20 protein-coding genes are annotated in these 21,027 nt (G+C 73.0%); 8 read left to right on the top strand and 12 right to left on the bottom strand.

Annotated features, from left to right (window positions below):
- Positions 1-10 precede the first annotated feature (10 nt).
- Positions 11-1,405 (bottom strand): FAD-binding oxidoreductase, encoded by a 1,395-nt coding sequence (locus tag BLW47_RS03070; protein ID WP_091551065.1) that lies wholly within the window; start codon positions 1,403-1,405, stop codon positions 11-13.
- Between the two features lie 36 nt (positions 1,406-1,441).
- Here BLW47_RS03070 and BLW47_RS03065 point away from each other — a divergent pair, with 36 nt between their 5' ends.
- A complete protein-coding gene (locus BLW47_RS03065; protein ID WP_091551062.1) occupies positions 1,442-1,705 on the top strand; it encodes a DUF4031 domain-containing protein in 264 nt (87 codons plus the stop codon).
- Positions 1,706-1,711: 6 nt separating this feature from the next.
- On the opposite strand, the gene BLW47_RS03060 is transcribed toward BLW47_RS03065, so the two are convergent.
- Entirely contained in the window at positions 1,712-2,359 is a 648-nt protein-coding gene (locus BLW47_RS03060; RefSeq protein ID WP_091551059.1) for an HD domain-containing protein, read from the bottom strand.
- Between the two features lie 116 nt (positions 2,360-2,475).
- Here BLW47_RS03060 and BLW47_RS03055 point away from each other — a divergent pair, with 116 nt between their 5' ends.
- On the top strand, positions 2,476-4,095 hold the full coding sequence (locus BLW47_RS03055; protein ID WP_091551057.1) for a PrsW family intramembrane metalloprotease: 1,620 nt from the start codon (positions 2,476-2,478) through the stop codon (positions 4,093-4,095).
- A 55-nt stretch (positions 4,096-4,150) separates the two neighbouring features.
- Here BLW47_RS03055 and BLW47_RS03050 read toward each other — a convergent pair whose 3' ends face one another.
- Entirely contained in the window at positions 4,151-4,489 is a 339-nt protein-coding gene (locus tag BLW47_RS03050) for a GroES family chaperonin (RefSeq protein ID WP_091551054.1), read from the bottom strand.
- 141 nt (positions 4,490-4,630) lie between these two features.
- On the opposite strand from BLW47_RS03050, the gene BLW47_RS03045 reads away from it, so the two are divergent.
- Positions 4,631-5,950: an AI-2E family transporter gene (locus BLW47_RS03045; protein WP_425435339.1), complete on the top strand. Its 1,320-nt coding sequence runs from the start codon at positions 4,631-4,633 to the stop codon at positions 5,948-5,950.
- Between the two features lie 27 nt (positions 5,951-5,977).
- Here the strand turns inward: BLW47_RS03045 and BLW47_RS03040 are convergent, their stop codons facing one another.
- Entirely contained in the window at positions 5,978-8,170 is a 2,193-nt protein-coding gene (locus tag BLW47_RS03040) for an ATP-dependent DNA helicase (protein ID WP_425435313.1), read from the bottom strand.
- A gap of 272 nt (positions 8,171-8,442) precedes the next feature.
- Here BLW47_RS03040 and BLW47_RS03035 point away from each other — a divergent pair, with 272 nt between their 5' ends.
- The 4 genes from BLW47_RS03035 to BLW47_RS03020 all read left to right on the top strand — a co-directional run bounded on the left by BLW47_RS03035 (position 8,443) and on the right by BLW47_RS03020 (position 11,716).
- Positions 8,443-8,946, top strand: coding sequence for a DUF402 domain-containing protein (locus BLW47_RS03035; RefSeq protein ID WP_091551051.1), 504 nt, complete (start codon positions 8,443-8,445; stop codon positions 8,944-8,946).
- Positions 8,947-9,012: 66 nt separating this feature from the next.
- Positions 9,013-9,954: a PPK2 family polyphosphate kinase gene (locus tag BLW47_RS03030; RefSeq protein WP_091552444.1), complete on the top strand. Its 942-nt coding sequence runs from the start codon at positions 9,013-9,015 to the stop codon at positions 9,952-9,954.
- Between the two features lie 126 nt (positions 9,955-10,080).
- On the top strand, positions 10,081-10,707 hold the full coding sequence (locus tag BLW47_RS03025; RefSeq protein WP_091551049.1) for a DUF47 domain-containing protein: 627 nt from the start codon (positions 10,081-10,083) through the stop codon (positions 10,705-10,707).
- Between the two features lie 4 nt (positions 10,708-10,711).
- The gene (locus tag BLW47_RS03020; RefSeq protein WP_091551046.1) at positions 10,712-11,716 is read left to right on the top strand and encodes an inorganic phosphate transporter; all 1,005 of its coding nucleotides are present in this window, start codon (positions 10,712-10,714) and stop codon (positions 11,714-11,716) included.
- A 57-nt stretch (positions 11,717-11,773) separates the two neighbouring features.
- On the opposite strand, the gene BLW47_RS03015 is transcribed toward BLW47_RS03020, so the two are convergent.
- On the bottom strand, positions 11,774-12,742 hold the full coding sequence (locus tag BLW47_RS03015; protein WP_091551044.1) for a Gfo/Idh/MocA family protein: 969 nt from the start codon (positions 12,740-12,742) through the stop codon (positions 11,774-11,776).
- 99 nt (positions 12,743-12,841) lie between these two features.
- Here BLW47_RS03015 and BLW47_RS03010 point away from each other — a divergent pair, with 99 nt between their 5' ends.
- Entirely contained in the window at positions 12,842-13,690 is an 849-nt protein-coding gene (locus tag BLW47_RS03010; protein WP_091552441.1) for an NUDIX hydrolase, read from the top strand.
- A gap of 81 nt (positions 13,691-13,771) precedes the next feature.
- Here BLW47_RS03010 and pstB read toward each other — a convergent pair whose 3' ends face one another.
- From pstB to BLW47_RS02975, 7 genes are all read right to left on the bottom strand, one after another.
- A complete protein-coding gene (gene pstB, locus BLW47_RS03005) occupies positions 13,772-14,548 on the bottom strand; it encodes a phosphate ABC transporter ATP-binding protein PstB (RefSeq protein WP_091551042.1) in 777 nt (258 codons plus the stop codon).
- A gap of 20 nt (positions 14,549-14,568) precedes the next feature.
- Positions 14,569-15,639, bottom strand: a complete 1,071-nt coding sequence (gene pstA, locus BLW47_RS03000) for a phosphate ABC transporter permease PstA (RefSeq protein ID WP_091551039.1) — start codon at positions 15,637-15,639, stop codon at positions 14,569-14,571.
- Positions 15,636-16,736 carry a phosphate ABC transporter permease subunit PstC gene (pstC, locus tag BLW47_RS02995; RefSeq protein ID WP_091551036.1) on the bottom strand — a complete coding sequence of 367 codons (1,101 nt, stop codon included), beginning with the start codon at positions 16,734-16,736 and terminating at the stop codon, positions 15,636-15,638. Before pstC ends, pstA begins: the two co-directional genes overlap by 4 nt.
- 41 nt (positions 16,737-16,777) lie before the next feature.
- Positions 16,778-17,884 carry a phosphate ABC transporter substrate-binding protein PstS gene (pstS, locus tag BLW47_RS02990; RefSeq protein ID WP_091551034.1) on the bottom strand — a complete coding sequence of 369 codons (1,107 nt, stop codon included), beginning with the start codon at positions 17,882-17,884 and terminating at the stop codon, positions 16,778-16,780.
- Between the two features lie 213 nt (positions 17,885-18,097).
- On the bottom strand, positions 18,098-19,039 hold the full coding sequence (mshD, locus tag BLW47_RS02985; RefSeq protein ID WP_091552438.1) for a mycothiol synthase: 942 nt from the start codon (positions 19,037-19,039) through the stop codon (positions 18,098-18,100).
- A gap of 120 nt (positions 19,040-19,159) precedes the next feature.
- A complete protein-coding gene (locus BLW47_RS02980) occupies positions 19,160-20,005 on the bottom strand; it encodes a polysaccharide deacetylase family protein (protein WP_091551031.1) in 846 nt (281 codons plus the stop codon).
- A 254-nt stretch (positions 20,006-20,259) separates the two neighbouring features.
- Positions 20,260-20,973, bottom strand: coding sequence for a winged helix-turn-helix transcriptional regulator (locus BLW47_RS02975; protein ID WP_091551029.1), 714 nt, complete (start codon positions 20,971-20,973; stop codon positions 20,260-20,262).
- Between the last annotated feature and the right edge of the window lie 54 nt (positions 20,974-21,027).

The raw sequence follows: 21,027 nt of genomic DNA, 5'->3' as shown, positions 1-21,027 counted from the left end.
AGACCGTTCCTCAGAACACCTTGCCGGGGTTGAGCAGGCCGGCCGGGTCCAGCGCCGCCTTGATCGCCTGGTGCACCCGTACGCCCACCGGGCCGATCTCGCGCGCCAGCCAGTCGCGCTTGAGCAGCCCCACGCCGTGCTCGCCGGTGCAGGTGCCGCCCATCGAGAGCGCGATCTGCATGATCGCGTCGAAGGCGAGCCGCCCCCGCTCCACACTGGCCGGGTCGGCCCGGTCGACCACGATGTTGGGGTGCAGGTTGCCGTCGCCGGCGTGGCCGACGACGCCGATCGGCACGCCGTACTCGGCGGAGACCTTCTCGATGCCGTCGAGCAGCGCGGCCAGCGCGGTGCGCGGCACGGCGACGTCGTCGATGATCAGCCCGCCGTTGCCGCCCGGGAACGCGTCCAGGGCGAACTTCTCCATCGCCGGGTGCGCCAGCCGGCGGGCCTGCAGCAGCGCCGCGGCCTCCACCGCGTCGGTGGCCGCGTAGACCTCGTCGGCGCCGGCCGCCGTGCAGAGCTCGGCGATCCGTTCCAGCTCCGCCGCCGCCCGCGCGCCCGTGTCGGCCGCGGCGAGCAGCAGCGCCTTGGCGTCCGTGCGCAGCCCCATCGGCTGGTACGCCTCGATCGCGCCGAGGTGCGTCCGGTCCAGCAGCTCCAGCAGGCTCGGGGTCAGCCCGGCCGACGAGATGGCCGCGACCGCCGCCCCGGCCGCCGCGGTGGACGGGAAGACCGCGACCAGGGTGAGCGAGTCCTCGGGAGCCGGGCGCAGCGCCACCGTGATCTCGGTGATGATCCCGAGCGTCCCCTCGGAGCCGACGAAGAGCCGCGTCAGGTCGTAGCCGGCGACGCCCTTGGCGGTGCGCCGCCCGGTGCGCAGCACCTCGCCGGAGGCGAGCACGACCTCCAGGCCGAGGACGTACTCCGTGGTGACCCCGTACTTGACGCAGCACATCCCGCCGGCGTTGGTCGAGACGTTCCCGCCGATCGTGGACGACTCCCACGAGCCGGGGTCGGGCGGGTAGCGCAGGCCCTGTTCGGCGACCGCGCGGGCGAGCGCCGCGTTGACCACGCCGGGCTGGACCACGGCGATCCGGTTGACCGGGTCGATCTCGACGATCCGGTCCATCGCGGTCATCGCGATCACGACCGCGCCGTCGACCGCGTTGGCCGCGCCGGCCAGGCCGGTGCGGGCGCCCTGCGGGACCACCGGGACCCCGCGCGCGGCGGCGGCCCGGACCACCGCGACCACCTCGTCCGTGCTGCGCGGCCGCACCACCACCGCCGGCATCCCGTATGCGCAGAGGTCGGCCTCGTCGCGCCGGTAGCCGCGGAGCAGATCGGGGTCGGTCAGCACCGCGCCGTCGGGGAGGGCCGCGCGTAGTTCGGCGAGAAGGTCTGACATGCGTCGCAGGCTAGCCGGCCGGATACGGTGACGGCCATGCTCTACGTCGACCCGCCCGTCTGGCCGGCCCGCGGCCGGCTCTGGTCCCACCTGGTCAGCGACGTGTCGTACGCCGAGCTGCACGCCTTCGCCGAGATGCTCGGCGCGCCCCGGCGGGCCTTCGACCGCGACCACTACGACCTGCCGGCGGAGCGGTTCCGGATGGCGGTGTGGCTGGGGGCGCGGGTGGTCCCGGGTCGGGAGATCGTCCGGGTGCTCCGGGCGTCCGGGCTGCGCCGGCCGAAGCACACCGTGCGGTAGCGGGGCTCAGGGCGCCTCGCCGAGCGCCGCCAGCTCGCGGGCCAGGTTCGCCCGGGCCGGCCGCTCCCAGCGCCCGGCGAGCGGCGGCACCCGGTAGAGCGCGGGCAGCGCGAGCAGCTGCCGGAGAACCGCGGCCCGCCCCGCCCGGAACGCCGGGTCGGGCACGTGCGCGTACTCCCGGCGGATCGCGGCCGCGTAGGCGTCGTAGGCCGCCGGGGGGCCGGCGAGCACCGCCAGGTCCGCGTCGCAGAGCAGCGCGCCGTCGCGGTCGCCCGGTGGCACGGCGTGGCCGGCGGTGAGCAGTACGAGCCGTTGCACCTCCGCCACGTCCGTCGGGGCGATCCCGAGCCGCCGCAGGACCCGGCCGGCCAGCTCCGCGCTGTCCCGCTCGTTCGCGCCGTCACCGGCGGCCGGGTCGTACACGGCGTCATGCCAGAACGCGGCGAGCCGCACCAGCGCGGGCCGGGTGGCGAATTCCGCGTGCTCCCGCACCACCGCCAGCACGGCGGCGAGGTGCGCGACGTCGTGGTACCGCCGGTGCGGCTCCCGCCACCGGTCGATCAGCTCCGCGCCGGCCGCGGCCACCGTGTCGCCGTCCGCGGTCGCGCCGCTGTCGCGTACCGCGTCCCGCCAGTCGTCGATGAGCGCTGTCACGCCGGTCAGTCTGCCGTGCGCCTCGCCCGGGGCGTCCCGCCGGTGACCTGGGCGGGCCGGGGCGGGGTTTTCCACCGGAGATCCACGAACGGGATGACGGTGGCTAGGCTGGCCGCATGGCTGACATTCCTCCGGGTGCGGAGCCCGCTGCGCCGACGCCCGCGTCCGGTGGGGGTGCAGCGCCGCCGCCCGCGGCCGCTGGGGGTCCCACGCCGCCGCCCGTGCCGGCCACGCTGCCCGGCCGGCGCAGCGCGTGGCGCCGTGGCCTGGTGATGGCCGGCGTCATCCTGCTGATCGCGGGCTGCGCCGTCTTCATGCTCTTCACCCTCGGCGAGAGCCTCGGCCTCCAGGCGCTGATCATCGGTCTGATCGCCGCGATCCTGCCGGTGCCCGTACTGGTGGCGTGCTTCCTCTGGCTCGACCGGTACGAGCCGGAACCGATGCGCTACCTCATCTTCTGCTTCGGCTGGGGGGCGTTCGTCTCCACCGCCGCGTCGCTCAACGTCAACACCTGGGCGGCGGACCTGTTCCAGGGGTGGGGGCTGCCGGACGCGCTGGTGGCGGTCCTGGTCGCGCCCTTCATCGAGGAGCTGACCAAGGCGCTCGGGCCGATCCTGCTCTTCGTCGCGCGCCGGCGGGAATGGTCCGGCATCACCGACGGCATCGTCTACTGTGGGCTGTCGGCGGTCGGCTTCGCGATGGTGGAGAACATCCTCTACCTCGGCGGGCACGGCTACGCCGCCGGCGCACACGAGTACGGGCCGGCGACCGGGGCGCAGAACGTCTTCGCGATCTTCATCGTGCGGATCCTGCTCACCGGCTTCGCGCATCCGCTCTTCACCTCGATGACCGGCGTCGGCCTCGGCATCGCGGCCCGGGCCGCGGACCGCCGGGTGCGCTGGCTGGCGCCGCTCGCCGGGCTGCTGTTGTCGATGATGCTGCACGGCACCTGGAACCTGATGCCGTCACTCGCGGTGGCCACCGGGCAGAACCTGATCCTGCTCTACGGCTACATCGGCGTGATGGTGCCGATCTTCTTCGGCATGGTGGGGCTCGCCGTCTGGCTGCGCGGCTGGGAGGGGCGGCTCACCGAGCGCGTCCTGCCCGACTACGTCCGGGCCGGCTGGCTCACTCCGCCGGAGGTCGCCGCGTTGGGCAGCCTGGGACGGCGGCACTCGGCCCGTCGGTGGGCGCGCCGGGTCGGGGGGGACGCCGGACTCAAGGCGATGCGGGGCTACCAGGTCGCCGCGACACGGCTGGCGCTGCTGCGCGACGGGATGCTGCGCGGGCTGGACACCCGGCCGGCCGACCTGGCCCGGACGGCCGCCGAGGAGTGGCGGCTGCTGCAGGCCATCGCCGCCTACCGGCAGGCCTTCGTCGGACGGGATCCGCAGACCCCGGACGCGTTCTGGGACGGCAGCCGCTACCAAGTGAGCTTCCCGGACGGGGTGCGGCGCACGCTGGAGCCGCCGGACGAGCCCGTGGTGCCGATCCCGGTGGTGCTGGTGCCGCCGCCCGCTCCGGTCGCGCCCGCCGCGCCGTACCATCCCGGCGGGTTCGGCCAGCCCGGTGTCCCCGGCCAGCCCGGTGTCCCCGGCCAGCCCGGTGTCCCCGGATACGGCCCGCCGCCGCCCGGCTATGGTCCGCCCGGCTATGGTCCCCCGCCTCCGGGGTACGGTCCGCCCGGCTACGGCGCCCCGCCGCCCGGCTACGGCCCGCCGCCGGGCTATCGCTGACCGCGGCGCCGGCAGCTCACCGGCCGCGCGGCGTCAGCTCACCGCCCGCGCGGCGTCACAGGTAGAGCCCCGTCGCGTCCGGCTGGACCCGCTCCGCGGCCACCGCGTGCACGTCGCGCTCCCGCAGCAGCACGTACTCCCGGCCGTGCAGCTCCACCTCGGACCGATCGTCGGGATCGAAGAGCACCCGGTCGCCGACCACGATGGAGCGGACGTTGGGGCCGACGCCGACGGCGCTGGCCCAGGAGAGCCGTTTGCCCACGGACGCGGTCGCCGGGATGACGATGCCGGCGGTCGAGCGCCGCTCGCCCTCGATCCCCTCGAGGCGGACGAGGACGCGGTCGTGCAGCAGGCGGATCGGAAGGCCCTGCTCGGTGTGCTGATCGGCGGTCACGTCCGGAACCGTACCGCGCCCGGCGGCCGGGCCGCCGAGATGGTTACGCAGGGCCGGCGGTGGAAAAGTGGGGGACGACTCAGGGCTCGATAGCCACGGATGGGACGTTACCGACCGCTACCGTAGGAAGACCGATTCGCGATCAGGGGGGTGCGCTTGAGCCGGTTCGAGCAGATCCGTGGGAGTCTGCGCCGCGCGTACGAGACCGGGCGCGCCTCCGTCCGGTCGGCGCGGGTCAAGTCGCACGACTCGCGGCAGGTCCCGGACGGGACGCTGCGGTACTCGGCCCCGTCGGAGCCGCCGACCGCCGCGGGCGGGGGCGAGCCGCCCCACGAGGTCCATCCGTCGACCTCCAGCCGTGACGACGCGGACGTGCCGCACGGCCTGCGGATCGCCGCGGCCTGGTGCTGGCGCCTGATCGTCATCGGCATCGTCGGCTGGGCCATGCTGAAGGTGATCGGGACCGTCCGGATCGTCGTGATCCCGCTGCTGATCGCGATGCTGCTCTCCGCGCTGCTCGCGCCCGCGGTCGGATGGCTGCTGCGGGCCCGGTTCCCGCGCTCGCTGGCCACCGCCGTGGTGCTGATCGGCGGCCTGGCCGCGGTCGTCGGCACCCTCACGCTGGTGGTGAACGAGTTCATCGCCGGGGTGCCGCAGCTGTCCGAGAAGTCCACGGCGGGCATCCGGCAGATCCAGGACTGGCTCAAGACCGGCCCGCTGCATCTCTCCGACGGGCAGCTCAACCAGTACATCGACGCCGGTGAGCAGTGGATCCAAACCCACACGTCGTCGGTGACCAGCGGGGCGTTCTCGACCGCGGCGACCGTCTTCGAGGTGCTCACCGGCACCGTGCTGGTGCTCTTCGCCACCTTCTTCTTCCTGCGTGACGGGCAGAAGATCTGGCGCTTCCTGGTCGGCCTGCTGCCGCTCAAGGCACGCTGGCGGGTGGACGATGCCGGCCGGGCGTCCTGGCGCACGCTGGTGGCCTACGTCCGGGCGACCGTGCTGGTCGCCTTCATCGACGCGGTCGGCATCGGCCTGGTCCTGGTGGTGTTCGACGTCCCGTTCGCGTTCCCGCTCGCCGCGCTCGTCTTCCTCGGCGCGTTCATCCCGATCGTCGGCGCCACCCTCTCCGGCGCGGTCGCGGTGCTGGTCGCGCTCGTGGACAGCGGCTGGGTCACCGCACTGATCATCCTCGGCGCGGTGGTCGCCGTGCAGCAGGTCGAGGGACACATCCTGCAGCCGCTGATCATGGGGCGGGCGGTCGCCATCCATCCGCTCGCGGTGATCGTGGCGATCGCCTCCGGCGTGGTGCTCGCCGGCATCACCGGCGCGCTGATCTCGGTGCCGCTGGTGGCGGTGGTCAACACGGCGGTCCGGCGGCTGGCCCGACGCCGGTCTCCCGAGCCGCCGCCGGACGCCGTGGTCGTCGGCACCGAACCGCCGCAGCTGCCGATCTGACCGCAGATCGGCGGTTGGGGCCGGCGGCTAGGACGCTGCGAGGCGTTGCAGGGCGCCGTGCACCACGTCGGGCCGGGTGGTGTACCAGAACGGCGGCAACGACCGGCGCAGGAACGCCCCGTACCCGCGGGCGGTCTCCAGCCGGGAGTCCAGCACCGCGACCACGCCCTTGTCGCCGGTCGCGCGGATCAGCCGGCCGACGCCCTGGGCGAGCCGGACCGCCGCGATCGGGACGCTCACCGCGGCGAACCCGGAACCGCCGCCGGCGTCCACCGCGGCGGCGCGCGCCGCGGCGAGCGGCTCGTCGGGGCGGGGGAAGGGCAGCCGGTCGATGACGACGAGCTGGCACGCGTCGCCCGGAACGTCGACGCCCTGCCAGAGCGACATCACCCCGAACAGGCAACTCGACCGGTCCTCGCGGAACCGCCGGACCAGCAGCGGCAGCGACTCCTCGCCCTGCAGCAGCACCGGCAGGTCGGTCTTCGCGCGCAGCAGCTCCGCCGCCTGCTGCGCGGCGCGCCGGGACGAGAACAGCCCGAGGGTACGGCCGCCGAGCGTGCCGACCAGTTTGAGCAGCTCCTCGCCGGCCGCGTCCGGCAGGCCCGAGGCGGCGGGCCGGGGCAGGTGGGCGGCGACGTAGAGGATGCCCTGGCGCGGGTAGTCGAACGGCGACCCGACGTCCAGGCTGCGCCACCCGGGCCCCTCGGTCGCCCCGTGCCCGTCCCGCTCGGCCCGTGTCGCGGCGCGCCGGTCGTCCCGGTCTGAGGCGGCGGGCACGCGTCGGCCGCCCGCCGCGGTCGCCAGCGCCGCGGCCGCCGGTGACGGATCGGGGGCCGGGGCCGGGCCGAGGCCGAGGGCGCGGGCGACGGTGTCGAACCGCCCGCCCAGCGCCAGCGTGGCGGAGGTGGCGACGACGGTGCGTTCGTCGTACAGGTGGGTGGCGAGCGTGCCGGCGACCGAGAGGGGCGCGACCACCAGCGCGCGGCGCCCCGCGCCGGCCCCCTCCGGCTTCTCCACCCACGCCACGTCGTGGTCGGCCTCTTCGAGCAGGCGCTGCGTCGTCGTCGACAATTCGTCGAGCACCGCCTTCGCCTGCTGTTTGCGCACCGGGTCGGGGTCGTCGGCCTTGATGTCGCCGATCGCCTCGAGCCCGGCCCGGGTGGCCGCGTCGAGCAGCGTGCACGCCTCGCGCAGCGCCGGCGGCAACCCGGCCGTGAGCCGCCCGCCCGGGGTCTCGGCCAACCCGACCGCCAGCGCGTCGCCCGCCTCGACCAGCAGCTCGGCCGAGTCCGCGGGCAGCAGCGGACGGGCCCGGCGCGCGGCCCGGTCGATCAGCTCGGGGACGAGCTCCGCCTGCGCCGCTGAGGAGACCCGGTCGGCCAGCTCGTGGGCCTCGTCGACGATCAGCAGCTTGTGCGGCGGCACGATGTGCCGCCCGGCGAGCATGTCGACGGCGAGCAGGCTGTGGTTGGTCACCACCACGTCCGCCTCACGCGCCCGGGCGCGCGACGCCTCCGCGAAGCACTCGTCCCCGTACGGGCAGCGGGCCGCGCCGACGCACTCCCGGGCCGGCATCGAGACCAGCCGCCACGCCTGGTCGTCGACGCCCGGGTCGAGCTCGTCGCGGTCGCCGGTGTCGGTCTCCAGCGCCCAGTCGCGCAGCCGTTGGATCTGCTTGCCGAGCCGACCCGCCTCGCCGAGCCACTTCGTCCCGGCCGGCGCCGGGGCGTCGAAGAGCGTGTCCTCCGGCTCGTCTTCGTTCGAGTTGTCCAGGCGGGCCAGGCAGAGGTAGTGGTGGCGGCCCTTGAGCACCGCGAAGGTCGGCCGCCGGCCGAGCACCGGCTCGACCGCCTCGGCCAGCCGGGGCAGGTCGTGGTCGACGAGTTGGGACTGGAGCGCGAGCGTCGCGGTGGAGACCACCACCGGGCCGTCGACGGTGAGCGCCGGCGCCAGGTAGGCCAGCGACTTGCCGGTGCCGGTGCCGGCCTGGACGAGCAGGTGCTCGCGGGACGAGACGGCGTGCTCGATCGCGGCGGCCATCTGCTGCTGACCGGGGCGCGCGGCACCGCCCGGGACCGCGCCGACCGCGGCGGCGAGCAGCTCCTCGGCGCTCGCCCGGGCGGAACGCCGGCGGCGGGGGGACGGCGTGGTGTCGGTGGCGGGGGTGGCGGTCACCGTGCGACGGTACCGTCCGGCGTGTCGCGGACCGTGGTTATCCACAGCGGGGGCGACGGATGGCACACCTGGGCGTCGGCGCCGGTGACCTGCCGGGTCCCGGCCCGGTGGCCGGGGGTCGTGCCGCCGCGCGCCGCACCACCGGCTTGCCGTCCGTTGTAGACATCCGCGGATGTCGCTGCGTGGGCGACGTGCCGCGGCGGCGGGGAGGGCGTGCGATCCGCGGTCGCGGGGCCATGGCGTACGGGACGCGCGGTGGCGTGCTGACGCGGTTAGCTCGCCGCGGGGGTCGGGTGCGATCGGTTAGGGTTCGGAGCATGTCGAGCGATGTTGTCCGCGTCGTCTACCGCAAGTACGACGGCGCGGCGCACCGGGACTACCCCGCACGACGGCTGACCGAGGACGACCTGGGGACGTGGCTCGGCGTGGCCAGGGGGACCCGCTCGGTCTACCACGGGCGTCCCTCCGTGGAGCAGATCCCGTTCGTGCTGCTCGTCCCGCACGGCGCCTGGTGGACCGGGATGTTCAACCCGCCGCCGCGGACCAGCGAGGTCTACTGCGACATCGCCACCCCGGCGCGCTGGGAGGGCGACACGGTGCACCTGGTCGATCTCGATCTGGACGTCGTGCGTCGCCGGGGCACGGGCGCGGTGGAGCTGCGCGACGAGGACGAGTTCGCGGAGCACCGCCGGAGGTTCGGCTATCCCGACGAGCTCGTCGCGCACGCCGAGGCCGCGGCGCGGTGGCTCTTCGACGCGCTCGGCGACGGCACCGAGCCGTTCGCCACGGCGTACCGGAAGTGGCTGGCCCTGGTGGTCTGAGCCGCGCCCGCCCGTGGCGCCCATGATCACCGGGCGGGGCCGCGAAGGTTGGGCGATCATCGGCTGATGACCGAGGAGACATTCCGGCTCATCCGTCCCCGCGCCGCCGACATCTCGCTGCGCCGGCTGCTGCGCGTCGACGGCGAGGCGGGTCCGGTCCGGCTGGACGCGATCGACCCGCGGTCGACGCCGGGGCTGCCGCCGGCGGAGGTCGTGGGGGACCGGCCGAAGCTCTGGGCGCGGGCGCAGCTGGCCGGCCTCGGCGCGGAGCTGGCGCGGCAGCAGGAGATGCTCGTCGCGACCGCGAAGCGCGCCGGCTCGGGCGGCCCGCGGGTGCTGGTGGTGCTGCAGGCGATGGACGCCGGCGGCAAGGACGGCGTGGTCAAGCGCGTGGCGGGCGCGATGAACCCGCTCGGGCTGCACATCCGGGCGTTCGGCCCGCCGACGGATGAACAGCGGCGGCACCACTTTCTCTGGCGGGTGCGCCGCGCGCTGCCCGCGCCGGGGCAGGTCGGCATCTTCAACCGCTCGCACTACGAGGACGTGCTGATCGCCCGGGTGGAGTCGCTGGTCCCGGAGGAGGTCTGGCGGGCGCGGTACGACGAGATCAACGACTTCGAGGCCGAGTTGCGGGGGTCGGGGGTCTCGTTGGTCAAGGTGATGTTGCACATCTCGTACGAGGAGCAGCGCGACCGGCTGCTGGCCCGGCTGGACGATCCGACGAAGCACTGGAAGTACGACCCGGCGGACGTGGACGCGCGGGCGCGGTGGGGCGACTACCGGGCGGCGTACGCCGAGGCCCTGTCCCGGACGAGCACGCCAGCGGCCCCGTGGCACGTCGTGCCGGCCGACCGGAAGTGGTACCGCGACTGGGCGGTGGCCCAGTTGCTGCGGGAGACGTTCGCGGAGCTGGGGCTGAGGTATCCGGCGGCGGACTTCGACGTCGCCGCGGAACGAACGCGCCTGCTTCGGGACGCAGAAAGTGAACACCAGGTGAACGCGGACTGAATGTGGTGTGACTGGAGGTAGCCGCCCAGAAGTCCCAAATCCGGGTTGCCTAGCATTCCCCGAGGATTCAGGGGAAACACCTTCCCGCGGACCCGACATCCGCCAACCAGACGCAGCGAGGTCGTCGTGAAGTTTTCCTTCCGCCCCGTCGAGGGCGCCTTCTACGAGCTCTTCACCAGGGCCGCGCAGAATCTGGTGCGCGGCACGGAACTGTTGAACGAACTGGCGCTGCCCGGCGCCGAAGTGCAGTCGGTGAGCGAGCGGCTCACCGAGGTCGAGCACGACAGCGACCAGATCACCCACGAGCTCTACAAGAAAATCAACTCCACCTTCATCACGCCGTTCGACCGGGAGGACATCTACCGGCTCGGCTCGCAGCTCGACGACGTGATGGACCACCTGGAGGCGGTCGGCAACCTGCTCTACCTCTACGGGCTGACCAAGCTGCCGTCGCTGCCCCGCGAGATGCACGAGCTCGTCGACATCCTCGACCAGCAGGCCAAGGTCACCGCCGACGCGATGCCCCGGCTGCGGGCGATGAAGAACATCGAGGACTACTGGATCGAGTGCAACCGGCTCGAGAACGACGGCGACCGGGTGTACCGGATGCTGCTGGTCCGGCTCTTCTCCGGCGAGTACGACGCGCTGACCGTGCTGAAGATGAAGGAGGTCGCCGACGAGCTGGAAGCCGCGTGCGACGCCTTCGAGCACGTGGCGAACACCGTCGAGACGATCGCGGTCAAGGAGTCCTGAACCAGTGAGTCCGGAACTCATCGCCGTACTGGCGGTGATCGCGGTAGCGCTGGTGTTCGACTACACCAACGGCTTCCACGACGCCGCCAACGCGATCGCGACCAGCATCTCCACCCGCGCGCTGACCCCACGGGTCGCGCTGGCCATGGCCGCGGTCGGCAACTTCATCGGCGCGCACTTCGGCGCCGAGGTGGCCAAGACCGTCGGCAGCGGCCTGGTGAAACTGCCGACCGGCTCGGCCAGCCTCGGCATCGTCTTCGCCGGGGTGATCGGCGCCATCGCGTGGAACCTCATCACCTGGTACTTCGGTCTGCCCTCGTCGTCGTCGCACGCGCTGATCGGCGGCCTGGTCGGCGCGACGATCGCGGCCTCCGGCACCGTGCTGTGGAGCGGCCTCGCCGAGAGCGTCGTCATCCCGATGATCCTGTCGCCGATGGTCGGCTTCGTGCTCGGCTACGTCGTCATGATCGCCGTACAGTGGGTCTTCCGGAGGGGCAACCCGGGCAGGCTCAACCGGGGCTTCCGCTGGGCGCAGACCGCCTCCGCGGCGCTCATGTCGGTCGGTCACGGCATGCAGGACGCCGCCAAGACCATCGGCATCGTGGTGCTGGCCCTGTACGTCGGCGGCTACCAGAGCAGCGCGACGCACATCCCGGAGTGGGCGTTCTGGACCTCCGCGGCCGTGTTGGCCGCCGGCACGTACGCCGGTGGCTGGCGGATCATCCGTACCCTCGGTCGCAAGATCATCGACCTGCGGCCGCCGGAGGGCTTCGCCGCCGAGACCGTCGCCAGCGGCGTGCTCTACTTCAACGCCCTGGTGCTGGGTGCGCCGATCTCCACCACGCACACGATCACCTCGGCGATCATGGGCGTCGGCGCGACCAAGCGGCTCTCGGCCGTGCGGTGGGGAGTCGCCGGCAACATCGTCGGCGCGTGGATCCTGACCTTCCCGGCCGCCGGGTCGATCGGGGCGCTCATGTACTTCCTGGCGCGGCCGCTGTTCAGCTGACGCCCGTCCGGCCGAAGGGCCTCCGCGCACCACCGGTGTGCGGAGGCCCTTCGGCCGTCAGGCGTACGTGACGCCGATCTGCTCGCGCACGGTGTCCAGCAGCCCCATCACCTCGAGCGTCACGGCGTGCGGCACCAGCGGGCTCTCCCGCAGCCCCGCCGCCAGGCAGCGCTGCACCTCGGCCGCCTCGTACTGGTAGCCCCAGCCCTGCTGCTCGGTGGTCACCACCTCCGGCTCCGCGCCGTCGCGGCGGAGCGTGAACCGGTTCGGGCAGTGGAAGTCCGGCGGCAGCTCGATACGCCCCTTCGTCCCGGTGATCGCCGCCACCGTCGGAGTGCCGCCGATGATCCCGCAGGTCAGCGCGGCGACCGCCCCGGAGTCGTAGCCGAGGACGATTCCCGTGTTCTCGTCGACCCCCTCGGGGCTCAGCTTGGCCCACGACCGCACGTGGTGCGGCGCCCCGAGCAGCAGGTGCGCCAGGCTGACCGGATAGATGCCCAGGTCGAGCAGCGCGCCGCCGCCGAGGGTGCGGGCGCGCAGCCGGTGCTCCGGCGGGAACGGCCCGGCCAGGCTGAAGTCCGCATGCACGGTCGTCACCTCGCCGATCGCGCCGTCGCGGATCAGCCCCACGGCCTTGCGGACCGTGGGGTTGCACCGCATCCACATCGCCTCCATCAGGAAGACGTCCCGCGCACGGGCCGTGTCGATGAGCTCGGCGCTGGTCGCCCGCTCCAGCGTGAGCGGCTTCTCGCACAGCACCGCCCGGCCCGCCTGCAGGCAGGTCATCGCCGCGGCGTGGTGCGCGGCGTGCGGGGTGGCGACGTAGACGACGTCGATGTCGTCGTCCGCGGCGAACTCGGCCCAGGAGCCGTACGCGCGGGGGATGCCGTGCCGGTCGGCAAACGCCCGGGCGCCCGCGGGCGTACGGGAACCGACCGCGACGACCTCCGCGTCCGGCACCAGCCGGAGGTCTTCGACGAACTTCGTGGCGATGCCACCGGTGGCCAGAATGCCCCAACGTGTCATGCGGGCACGCTAACCGATGAATCGACGCGGCACATCCGTCAAGATCCGTGCGTCGACGTGGCACCGCGGGCGCGCGGCACCTAGGCTCGCGGCGTGGTCCTGGAAGACACTCCGCGGCCGGGCGACGCCCGGGAGTTCGACGTCCCCGACGCGCTGGTGGAGCACGCCAGCAAGTTCTACGCCACCGGCGGCACCCCGGCCGTGCCGCGGGTCGCCGCCACCGTGCTGCTGCTGCGGCCCGCGCCCGACGGTTTCGAGGTGTACGTGATCCGCCGCGCCGCGACCATGACGTTCGGCGGCGTGTACGCGTTCCCCGGCGGCGGCGTCGACCCCTCCGACTCGCAGGTCCACCTCGCGTGGTCCGGGCCGGAGCCCGACGAGTGGGGCGTGCGCCTGGCGCTGCCCGCCGAGTCGGCGCAGGCCGTGGTCTGCGCGGCGGCGCGCGAGGTGTTCGAGGAGGCGGGCGTGCTGCTGGCCGGGCCGCACCCCGGCACGGTGGTGGGGGACGTGAGCGGCGACGACTGGGAGACGGCGCGGCGGGCGCTGGTGGGCCGGGAGACGGGCTTCGCCGGGCTGCTCCGGGACCGCGGGCTTGCGCTCCGGTCGGACCTGCTGGCGCCCTGGGGGCGGTGGATCACGCCCGAGTTCGAGCCGCGGCGCTTCGACACGTACTTCTTCGTGGCCGTGCTGCCGGAGGGGCAGCGCACCCGCGACGTCTCCGGCGAGGCCGACCACACCATGTGGATCCGGCCGGCGGACGCGCTGGCCCGTGCCGAGGCGGGGGAGTTGGCGATGCTGCCGCCGACCATGGTGACGCTGCGGGAGATCGCCGCCTGCCCCGACCTGCCGGCGGTGCTCGCCGCCGCGGCCGGGCGGGACGCCTGCACGGCGGTCACCCCGACCCTGCAGGTCTACGCCGACGGCAGCGTCCGCTTCGTGCTCGGCTGACCGCTGTGCTGCGGCGAAGCCCCCGCCGAGGGAACGGGTCCTGATCGGCGGGGGCGTGGCGTGGCCGTGGGGCGGTGCCGGTCAGCCGAAGCGGCCGGTGATGTAGTCCTCGGTCTTCTTCACGCCCGGGTTGCTGAAGATCTTCTGCGTGGCGTCGTACTCGATGAGGCGGCCCGGGTCACCGGTGCGATCGATCGAGAAGAAGGCGGTGCGGTCCGAGACCCGCGCGGCCTGCTGCATGTTGTGGGTCACGATGATGATCGTGTAGCGGTCCTTCAGCTTGAACATCAGGTCCTCGATCGCCAGCGTGGAGATCGGGTCCAGCGCCGAGCAGGGCTCGTCCATCAGCACCACCTGCGGCTCGACCGCGATCGTGCGGGCGATGCAGAGCCGCTGCTGCTGGCCGCCGGAGAGCCCCGCGCCGGGCTTGCCGAGCCGGTCCTTGACCTCGTCCCAGAGGTTCGCCGACCGCAGCGCCCGCTCGGCCGCCTCCGCCAGGATCGACTTCTTCTTCACGCCGTTGAGCCGCAGCCCGGCCACCACGTTGTCGAAGATCGACATCGTGGGGAACGGGTTGGGGCGCTGGAAGACCATGCCGATCGTGCGGCGTACCGCCGTCACGTCGACGTCGGGGTCGTAGATGTCCTGGTCGTCGATGGTCAGCTTGCCGTCGACGCGGGCGCCCGGCAGCACCTCGTGCATTCGGTTGATCGACCGCAGGAAGGTGGACTTGCCGCAGCCGGAGGGGCCGATCAACGCCGTGACCGTCTTCGGCTCGACGGCCAGGTTGATGTCCTCGATGGCCTTGAAGGACCCGTAGTACGCGGTGACACCCACCGCCTCGATGCGCTTTGCCATGGTGGTTGTTCCTCCGGGATTCATCGGCCGAGCCGGTTGCGCCGGGCGAGCAGTTTCGCCGCGATGGTCAGGACCAGCACGAGCGCGACCAGCGTGAGCGCCGCCGTCCACGCCCGCGCCGGCGCGTACTTCGAGGAGTCGGTGGCCTGGCTGTAGACGAACAGGGCGAGCGAGGACTGGTTGTGCTCGAACGGGTTGAAGTTGATGGCCGCGGTGCCGCCGGCGACCAGCAGGACGGGCGCGGTCTCGCCCGCGGCCCGCGCGATGGAGAGCATGACGCCGGTGACGATGCCGGGCAGCGCCGTGGGCAGCACGATCCGCAGGATCGTCTTCCATTTCGGCACGCCCAGCGCGTACGCCCCCTCGCGCAGCGGCGCGGGGACCAGCCGCAGCATCTCCTCCGTCGAGCGCACCACGGTCGGCAGCATCAGCACGCTCAACGCCAGCGCCGCCGCGAAGCCCGAGTAGCCGGGGCGGCCGTCGTTGACGTACGGCGAGACGATCAGCACCCAGAACGCCAGGACGAACAGGCCCGCCACGATCGACGGGATGCCGGTCATCACGTCCACGAAGAACCGGATGGTGTTGGCGAAGCGCCCGCGACCGTACTCGACGATGTAGATCGCGGCGAGGATGCCGAGCGGCACGCTGATCAGGGCGGCGATCCCGACCTGCTGCAGCGTCCCGACGATCGCGTGGTACGCGCCGCCGGTGGCGTCCCGCGGCCCGATGTTGTTCATCGAGGTGCCGAAGAAGGTGCCGTCCAGCCGCTCGGCGCCCTTCGACACCAGTGTCCAGATCACCGAGCTGAGCGGGAGCACGGCGAGAACGAACGCCGAGTGGATCAGGGCGCTCCAGGTGCGGTTCCGCGCCGCCCGGCGCCCCTCCACCGCGGTGGCGACGGCGTACAGGCCGGTGAGGTAGAGCAGCGCGCCCACCGTGAGGGTGAGCACCCAGCCGCCGAGTCCGGCGCCGTGGACGAGGGCGGCGGCCAGCGCCAGCGCGAGCGCGGCGATGGCGATCGGCGCCCACTTCGGCAGCCGCCGGCCGCGCAGCGCGGTGGCGGTGGGGGCGAGGGTCGTGGTCGTCATGCGGCCACCTCCGTGAACTCGCGGCGGCGGTAGATGATCGCCCGCGCCGTCATGTTGACCACGAGGGTGATCGCGAAGAGCACCAGGCCGGACGCGATCAGGGCACCGCGGCCGAGGTCGCTGGCCTCGCCGAACCCGTTGGCGATGTTCGCCGCGATCGAGTTGCCGCCGCTGCCGATGAGGTTGAAGGAGATCCCGAAGGTGGCGCCGAGCGTCATGGCGAGCGCGATGGTCTCGCCGAGCGCGCGGCCCAGGCCGAGCATGACGGCGGCCACGACGCCGGGCCGGCCGTACGGGAGCACGGCGGTCCGGATCGTCTCCCACTTGGTCGCGCCGAGCGCGAGCGCGGCCTCCTCGTTGGCCTTCGGTGTCTGCGCGAACACCTCGCGGGAGAGCGAGGTGATGATCGGCAGCACCATGATCGCCAACACCAGTGAGCCGAGCATGATCGACCGGCCGTACGGGCCCTCGCTGTCGAAGAACGGGATCCAGCCGAAGTACCGGTTGAGCCAGGCCGCGAAGTCGTTGACCGGGTCGATGAAGACTTCCCGGCCCCAGAGGCCGAAGACCACGCTCGGCACGGCGGCGAGCAGGTCGATCAGGAAGCCCAGCGTCGTGGCGATCCGACGCGGCGCGTAGTGGGACAGGTAGAGCGCGATCCCCAGCGCGACCGGCACGGCGACCAGCAGCGCGATGACCGCGGTGAGCACGGTGCCGAAGGCCAGCGCGGCGATGCCGAACCGGCCCTCGTTCGCGAACCACTCCTTCGCGGTGAAGAAGTTGACCTGGTTGGCCCGCAGCGCGGGCACCGCCTTCGCGATCAGGAAGATCGCGATGGCGATGATGATGACGAGAACCATGGTGCCGGCCGCGACGGAGAGGCCCCGGAAGGCACGTTCGGCGCCGAAGGTGCGGCGCCGGGGCAGTGCGCCGCCGCCGCCCATGCCGGGGCCCGGCTCGAATTCCGGCCCCGTCGGCAACGGTGTTCCGGTCAGGATGCCGGCGGACGCCACGGCACCGGCGGGCCGGGCGTGACTGGTGGTCACGCCCGACCCGCCGGTGCGGGCGTCCGCCGAGCGGGAAGGCGATTCGCCCATCAGCTCGCTGCCTGTCGTCTCGAGGGGTGGAGGGATCTCGCTCAGGAGAGGTTGTTGACCGCGGCCTCGACCTTGGTGCGGACCGAGTCCGGCAGCGGCGCGTAGCCCAGGTCGGTCAGTGTGGACTGGCCGGCGCTGCTGGCCGCGTAGCCGAGGAAGCCCTTGACGAGCGGGAGCTTGTCCGCGGCAAGGCCCTTGCCGCAGACGATCTCGTACGTCACCAGGACGATCGGGTACGCCCCGGCCTCCTTGGTGTTGTAGTCGATCGACATCTTCAGGTCGTCGCCCTGCCCGGTCACCTCGGCGCCGGCGATGGTCTTACCGGCGGACTCCGGGGTCAGCTCGACGAACTCGCCCGCCCCGTTGCCGACCTTGGCCATGTCCAGGCCGGAGTTCTCGGCGAAGGACATCTCGACGTACCCGATCGCGCCGTCGGCCTGCTTGACCGCGCTGGCCACGCCGTCCGAGCCCTTGGCGCCGGTGCCGCCCGGGGCCTTCCACGCCTTGGCCTTGCCGAAGGTCCAGTCCTTCTCGGCGGTCTTGCTCAGGAAGTTGGTGAAGTTGTCGGTGGTGCCGGACTCGTCCGAGCGGTGCACCGCCTGGATCGGGGTGGACGGCAGCTTCACGTCGGGGTTGTCCGCCTTGATCGCGGCGTCGTCCCACTTCTTCACCTTGCCGGCGAAGATCTGCGCGATCGTCGCGGGCTTGAGCTGCAGGTTGTCGACGCCCTGGACGTTGTGGACGACCGCGATCGGGCCGATCACCATCGGCAGGTGGATCGCCTTGCCGCCGGCGCACTTGGCGTCGGCCTTCGGCTGCTCGTCCTCCTTGAGGGCGGAGTCCGAGCCCGCGAAGTCGGCGGTGCCGGCGATGAAGGCCTGGATGCCGGCGCCCGAGCCGCTGGGCTCGTAGTTGATCGTGACGCCGGAGCACTGCTGCTGGTACGCCTTGATCCACTCAGCCATGGCGTTCTTCTGCGCGGACGAACCCTGCGCGTTGAGGGTGCCGGTGGCGCAGTTGGCGGCGGCGGACCCGGAAGCGGAGCCGGAGGTCCCGCTGGGCGCGTTGTTGTCCGAGCCGCACGCACTGAGCGCGACGACCGCGGTCAGGGCGATGCCGGCAAGGATGCCGTGCCGCTGGAGCTTCACCTGAGGATGTCCCTTCCCACATTGCGTTACGCCGGGGCGCCGCCCCGGGAGCTGGTCAGTGACCAGCCATTACGCAAGTTAGGAGGGGTAGGTGGCCGGTTCGCCGGACGCAAGTGAACAGCGGGTGAACAGGTGCGACCGCGTAGGTGGCGCGGGGCCGAGGGCGAGTTGTCCGTTCCGTGAACCGCGGGGCGGGAGACGGATTTGTCGGCTTCAGCCGCGCCGGTAGTTCACGTCGGCGGTCCAGCGCGCGAATCCGAGGCGGCCGTAGAGCGCCACCGCCGGGGTGTTCGACTCGTCGACGTACAGCATCGCCTGGCTCAGGCCGCGATCGTGCAGGTGGCGCAGCCCCGCGACGGTCAGCGCCGTCCCGAGCCCCCGCCCGTGCGCGTCCGGGTCGACGCCCAACACGTAGACCTCGCCGATCGACTCCGCGGCCCCGGCGTGCACCTTCGTCCAGTGGAAGCCGAGCAGCCGGCCGGTCGCGTCATCGGTGGCGAGCAGGAAGCCGGCCGGGTCGAACCACGGCTCCGACATCCGCACCCGCAGGTCGTCGATGGTCCACCGACCCTGCTCGGGGTGGGTCGCGAACGCGCGGGAGTTCACCGCGAGCCAGGCCGCGTCGTCGGCGCCGGGTCGGAACGGTCGCAGCGAGATCCCGGTCGGCAACGGCCGGTCGGGCAGCGGGAGCCGCAGCGGGCGGCGCAGTTGCAACAGCACCCGGGCCCGCGCGAAGCCGAGGTGAAGCGCGAGCGCGCCGGCCGACGGGTGGTCGCCGTGCGCCCACACCCGGAGCCGCCCCGCGGGGTCGAGCCGGGTGGCGGCGGCGACCGCCGCGGTGACCAACCGGCGGCCCAGGCCGTGCCGTCGGCGCAGCGGGTGCACCACGAGTTCGGCCCACGGCCCCTCGCTCGGGTCGCCCGCGTCGATGTGGCCGTATCCGGCGAGCGCGCCGTCGGGGTCGCGCAGCATCAGGTGTACGACGTCGGCCGCGGCGTCGTGCCGCAGGTGCAGCAGGACGGCCTCGGAGAGCGGATCGGCGCCGTCGGTGTCGCCGGCGGCGCGGGCCAGCGCCAGCACGTCCCGGACCTCGGTCGCGTCCAGCCGCGCGGTGCGTTCGACGGGGGGCTCTTCCGGGGTGTGCGCGCTGCTCATCCGATCACGGTATCCCGTGATCATCGGGTGGGCGCGACGTCTCGTCCCGATATGTTGATCATGAGGTTGCCGCACGGCATGCCGTACCCGTGCGGCAACCTCATGATCAACCCGGGCGCGTCAGTTCGGCGGGTTCGCCGGAGCGCTGCCGGGTGGTAGGGCATCGAGTCGGAAGCGCTGCGTGAGATGGGGGAGGATCTCCTGGAGCGCGGCGATCGTCTCCGTCCGGGTTCCGCCGCCGTCGTGCATCAGCACGATCGATCCCGGAGCCGTGTTGGTGTTCACCATCGCCGCGATCGCCGCCCCGTCCGGCCGCTCCCAGTCCCGTGGGTCGACGGCCCAGTCCAGCGAGGTCATCCCGAGGTTGCGCGCCTCGGCGACCACGGAGGGAGTCCAGTTGCCCCCGGGCTGGCGGTAGTACGAGACCGGGTGGCCGGGAGCGGCGGCGCGGATCGTCGCGGACGCGCGCGTCAGGTCGGCCTGAATGTCGGCGGTCGACCGGGAGCCGAGGGACAGGTCGTGATCCCACGAGTGGTTGCAGAGGGTGTGCCCCTCCGTGGCGATCTGCCGCACCAGCGTCGGGTAGGCCTGCGCGTTCGCCCCGATCAGGCAGAACGTGGCCTTGACCTGGTAGCGGCGCAGCAGCGCGAGTATCTGCGGGGTGTAGCGGGGGTCCGGGCCGTCGTCGAAGGTCAGTGCCACGCTCTGGCCGCCGGTGGTCTGCCGCGACCCGTACGGCCCGTCGGTGCCCGCCCCCAGTGCCGGGGGTGCCGGCGCGGCTGCGGGCCGGCTGTCCGGCGCGCGCGGTACGTCGGCCGGTCCGCCGGACGGATACGCCCAGGCGGCGGGGCGCGGATGGTGCGAATCCGGCAGGCGGGCGGAGCCCCAGGTGTATCCCGCCGCCATGATGGTGACCGCGGCCAGAGCGGCGACCATCAGCATGCGGGTACGACGCGCGATGGTCATCTCACACGCCCCGGCCCGGGGTGCGGTGCGGGTGGTTCGTGGCGGTGGTGGTTCGTGGCGGTGGTGGATCGTGGTGCCAGCGGCTCGGTCAGGTGCACGGCGACCACGTTAAGAACGATTTACCGCGCGAAACGGGCGTTTCATATTATTAGCCAAAAAGCGACACGCTTGGCGTTGCCGATACGCCGAAGCGCCGTCCGGGTGCTTCCGGACGGCGCTCCGCGACGAGGTCGTCAGATCCGCAAACGCGCCGGTCAGACCGGGACCGGCGCGGTTTCGGCCTCCGGCAGCGGCCGGGTCGGTGGCACGACGAACTTGTAGCCGACCTGTCGCACCGTGCCGATCATCGACTCGTACTCCGAGCCGAGCTTGGCCCGCAGCCGCCGCACGTGCACGTCGACGGTCCGGGTGCCGCCGAAGTAGTCGTAACCCCACACCTCGCGCAACAGCTGGTCGCGGGTGAAGACCCGACCGGGGTGCTGCGCCAGGAACTTGAGCAGCTCGAACTCCTTGTACGTCAGGTCGAGCGGCCGTCCTTTGAGTTTCGCGGCGTACGTGTCCGGATCGATGCTGAGCTCGCCGGCCCGGATCAGCCCGCCGGTGCCGGCGCCGGCGCTGTTCAGTCGTCCCACCGCGAGCCGCAGCCGCGCCTCGACCTCGGCCGGGCCGGCGCTCGCCAGAATCACGTCGTCCACGCCCCAGTCGGCGTTCAGTGCGATCAGCCCGGCCTCGGTCACGACCGCGACGAGCGGGACGCCGAGCCCGGTGGCGTGCAGCATCCGACAGGTCGCGCGCGCCTCGGAGAGCTCGGCGCGGGCGTCGACCAGGACCACGTCGGGGGTCGGCCCGGAGACGAGGGTGCGCACGTCGCGCGGTGCGGTGCGGACGGAGTGCGGGAGCAGATCCAGGGTGGGCAGGATCGCGGCCGGCTCCGCCGTACGCGCCGTCACGAGCAGCAGGATTTCCATGAGACCTCCGTCCTCGCGGCGCGCGGGGTGCCGCACGGCGACCGGCGGTGGCGC

It is taken from the genome of Micromonospora pattaloongensis (assembly GCF_900107255.1).
Classification (GTDB): Bacteria; Actinomycetota; Actinomycetes; order Mycobacteriales; family Micromonosporaceae; genus Micromonospora_I; species Micromonospora_I pattaloongensis.
This window is presented reverse-complemented; position numbering and strand designations above follow the sequence as displayed.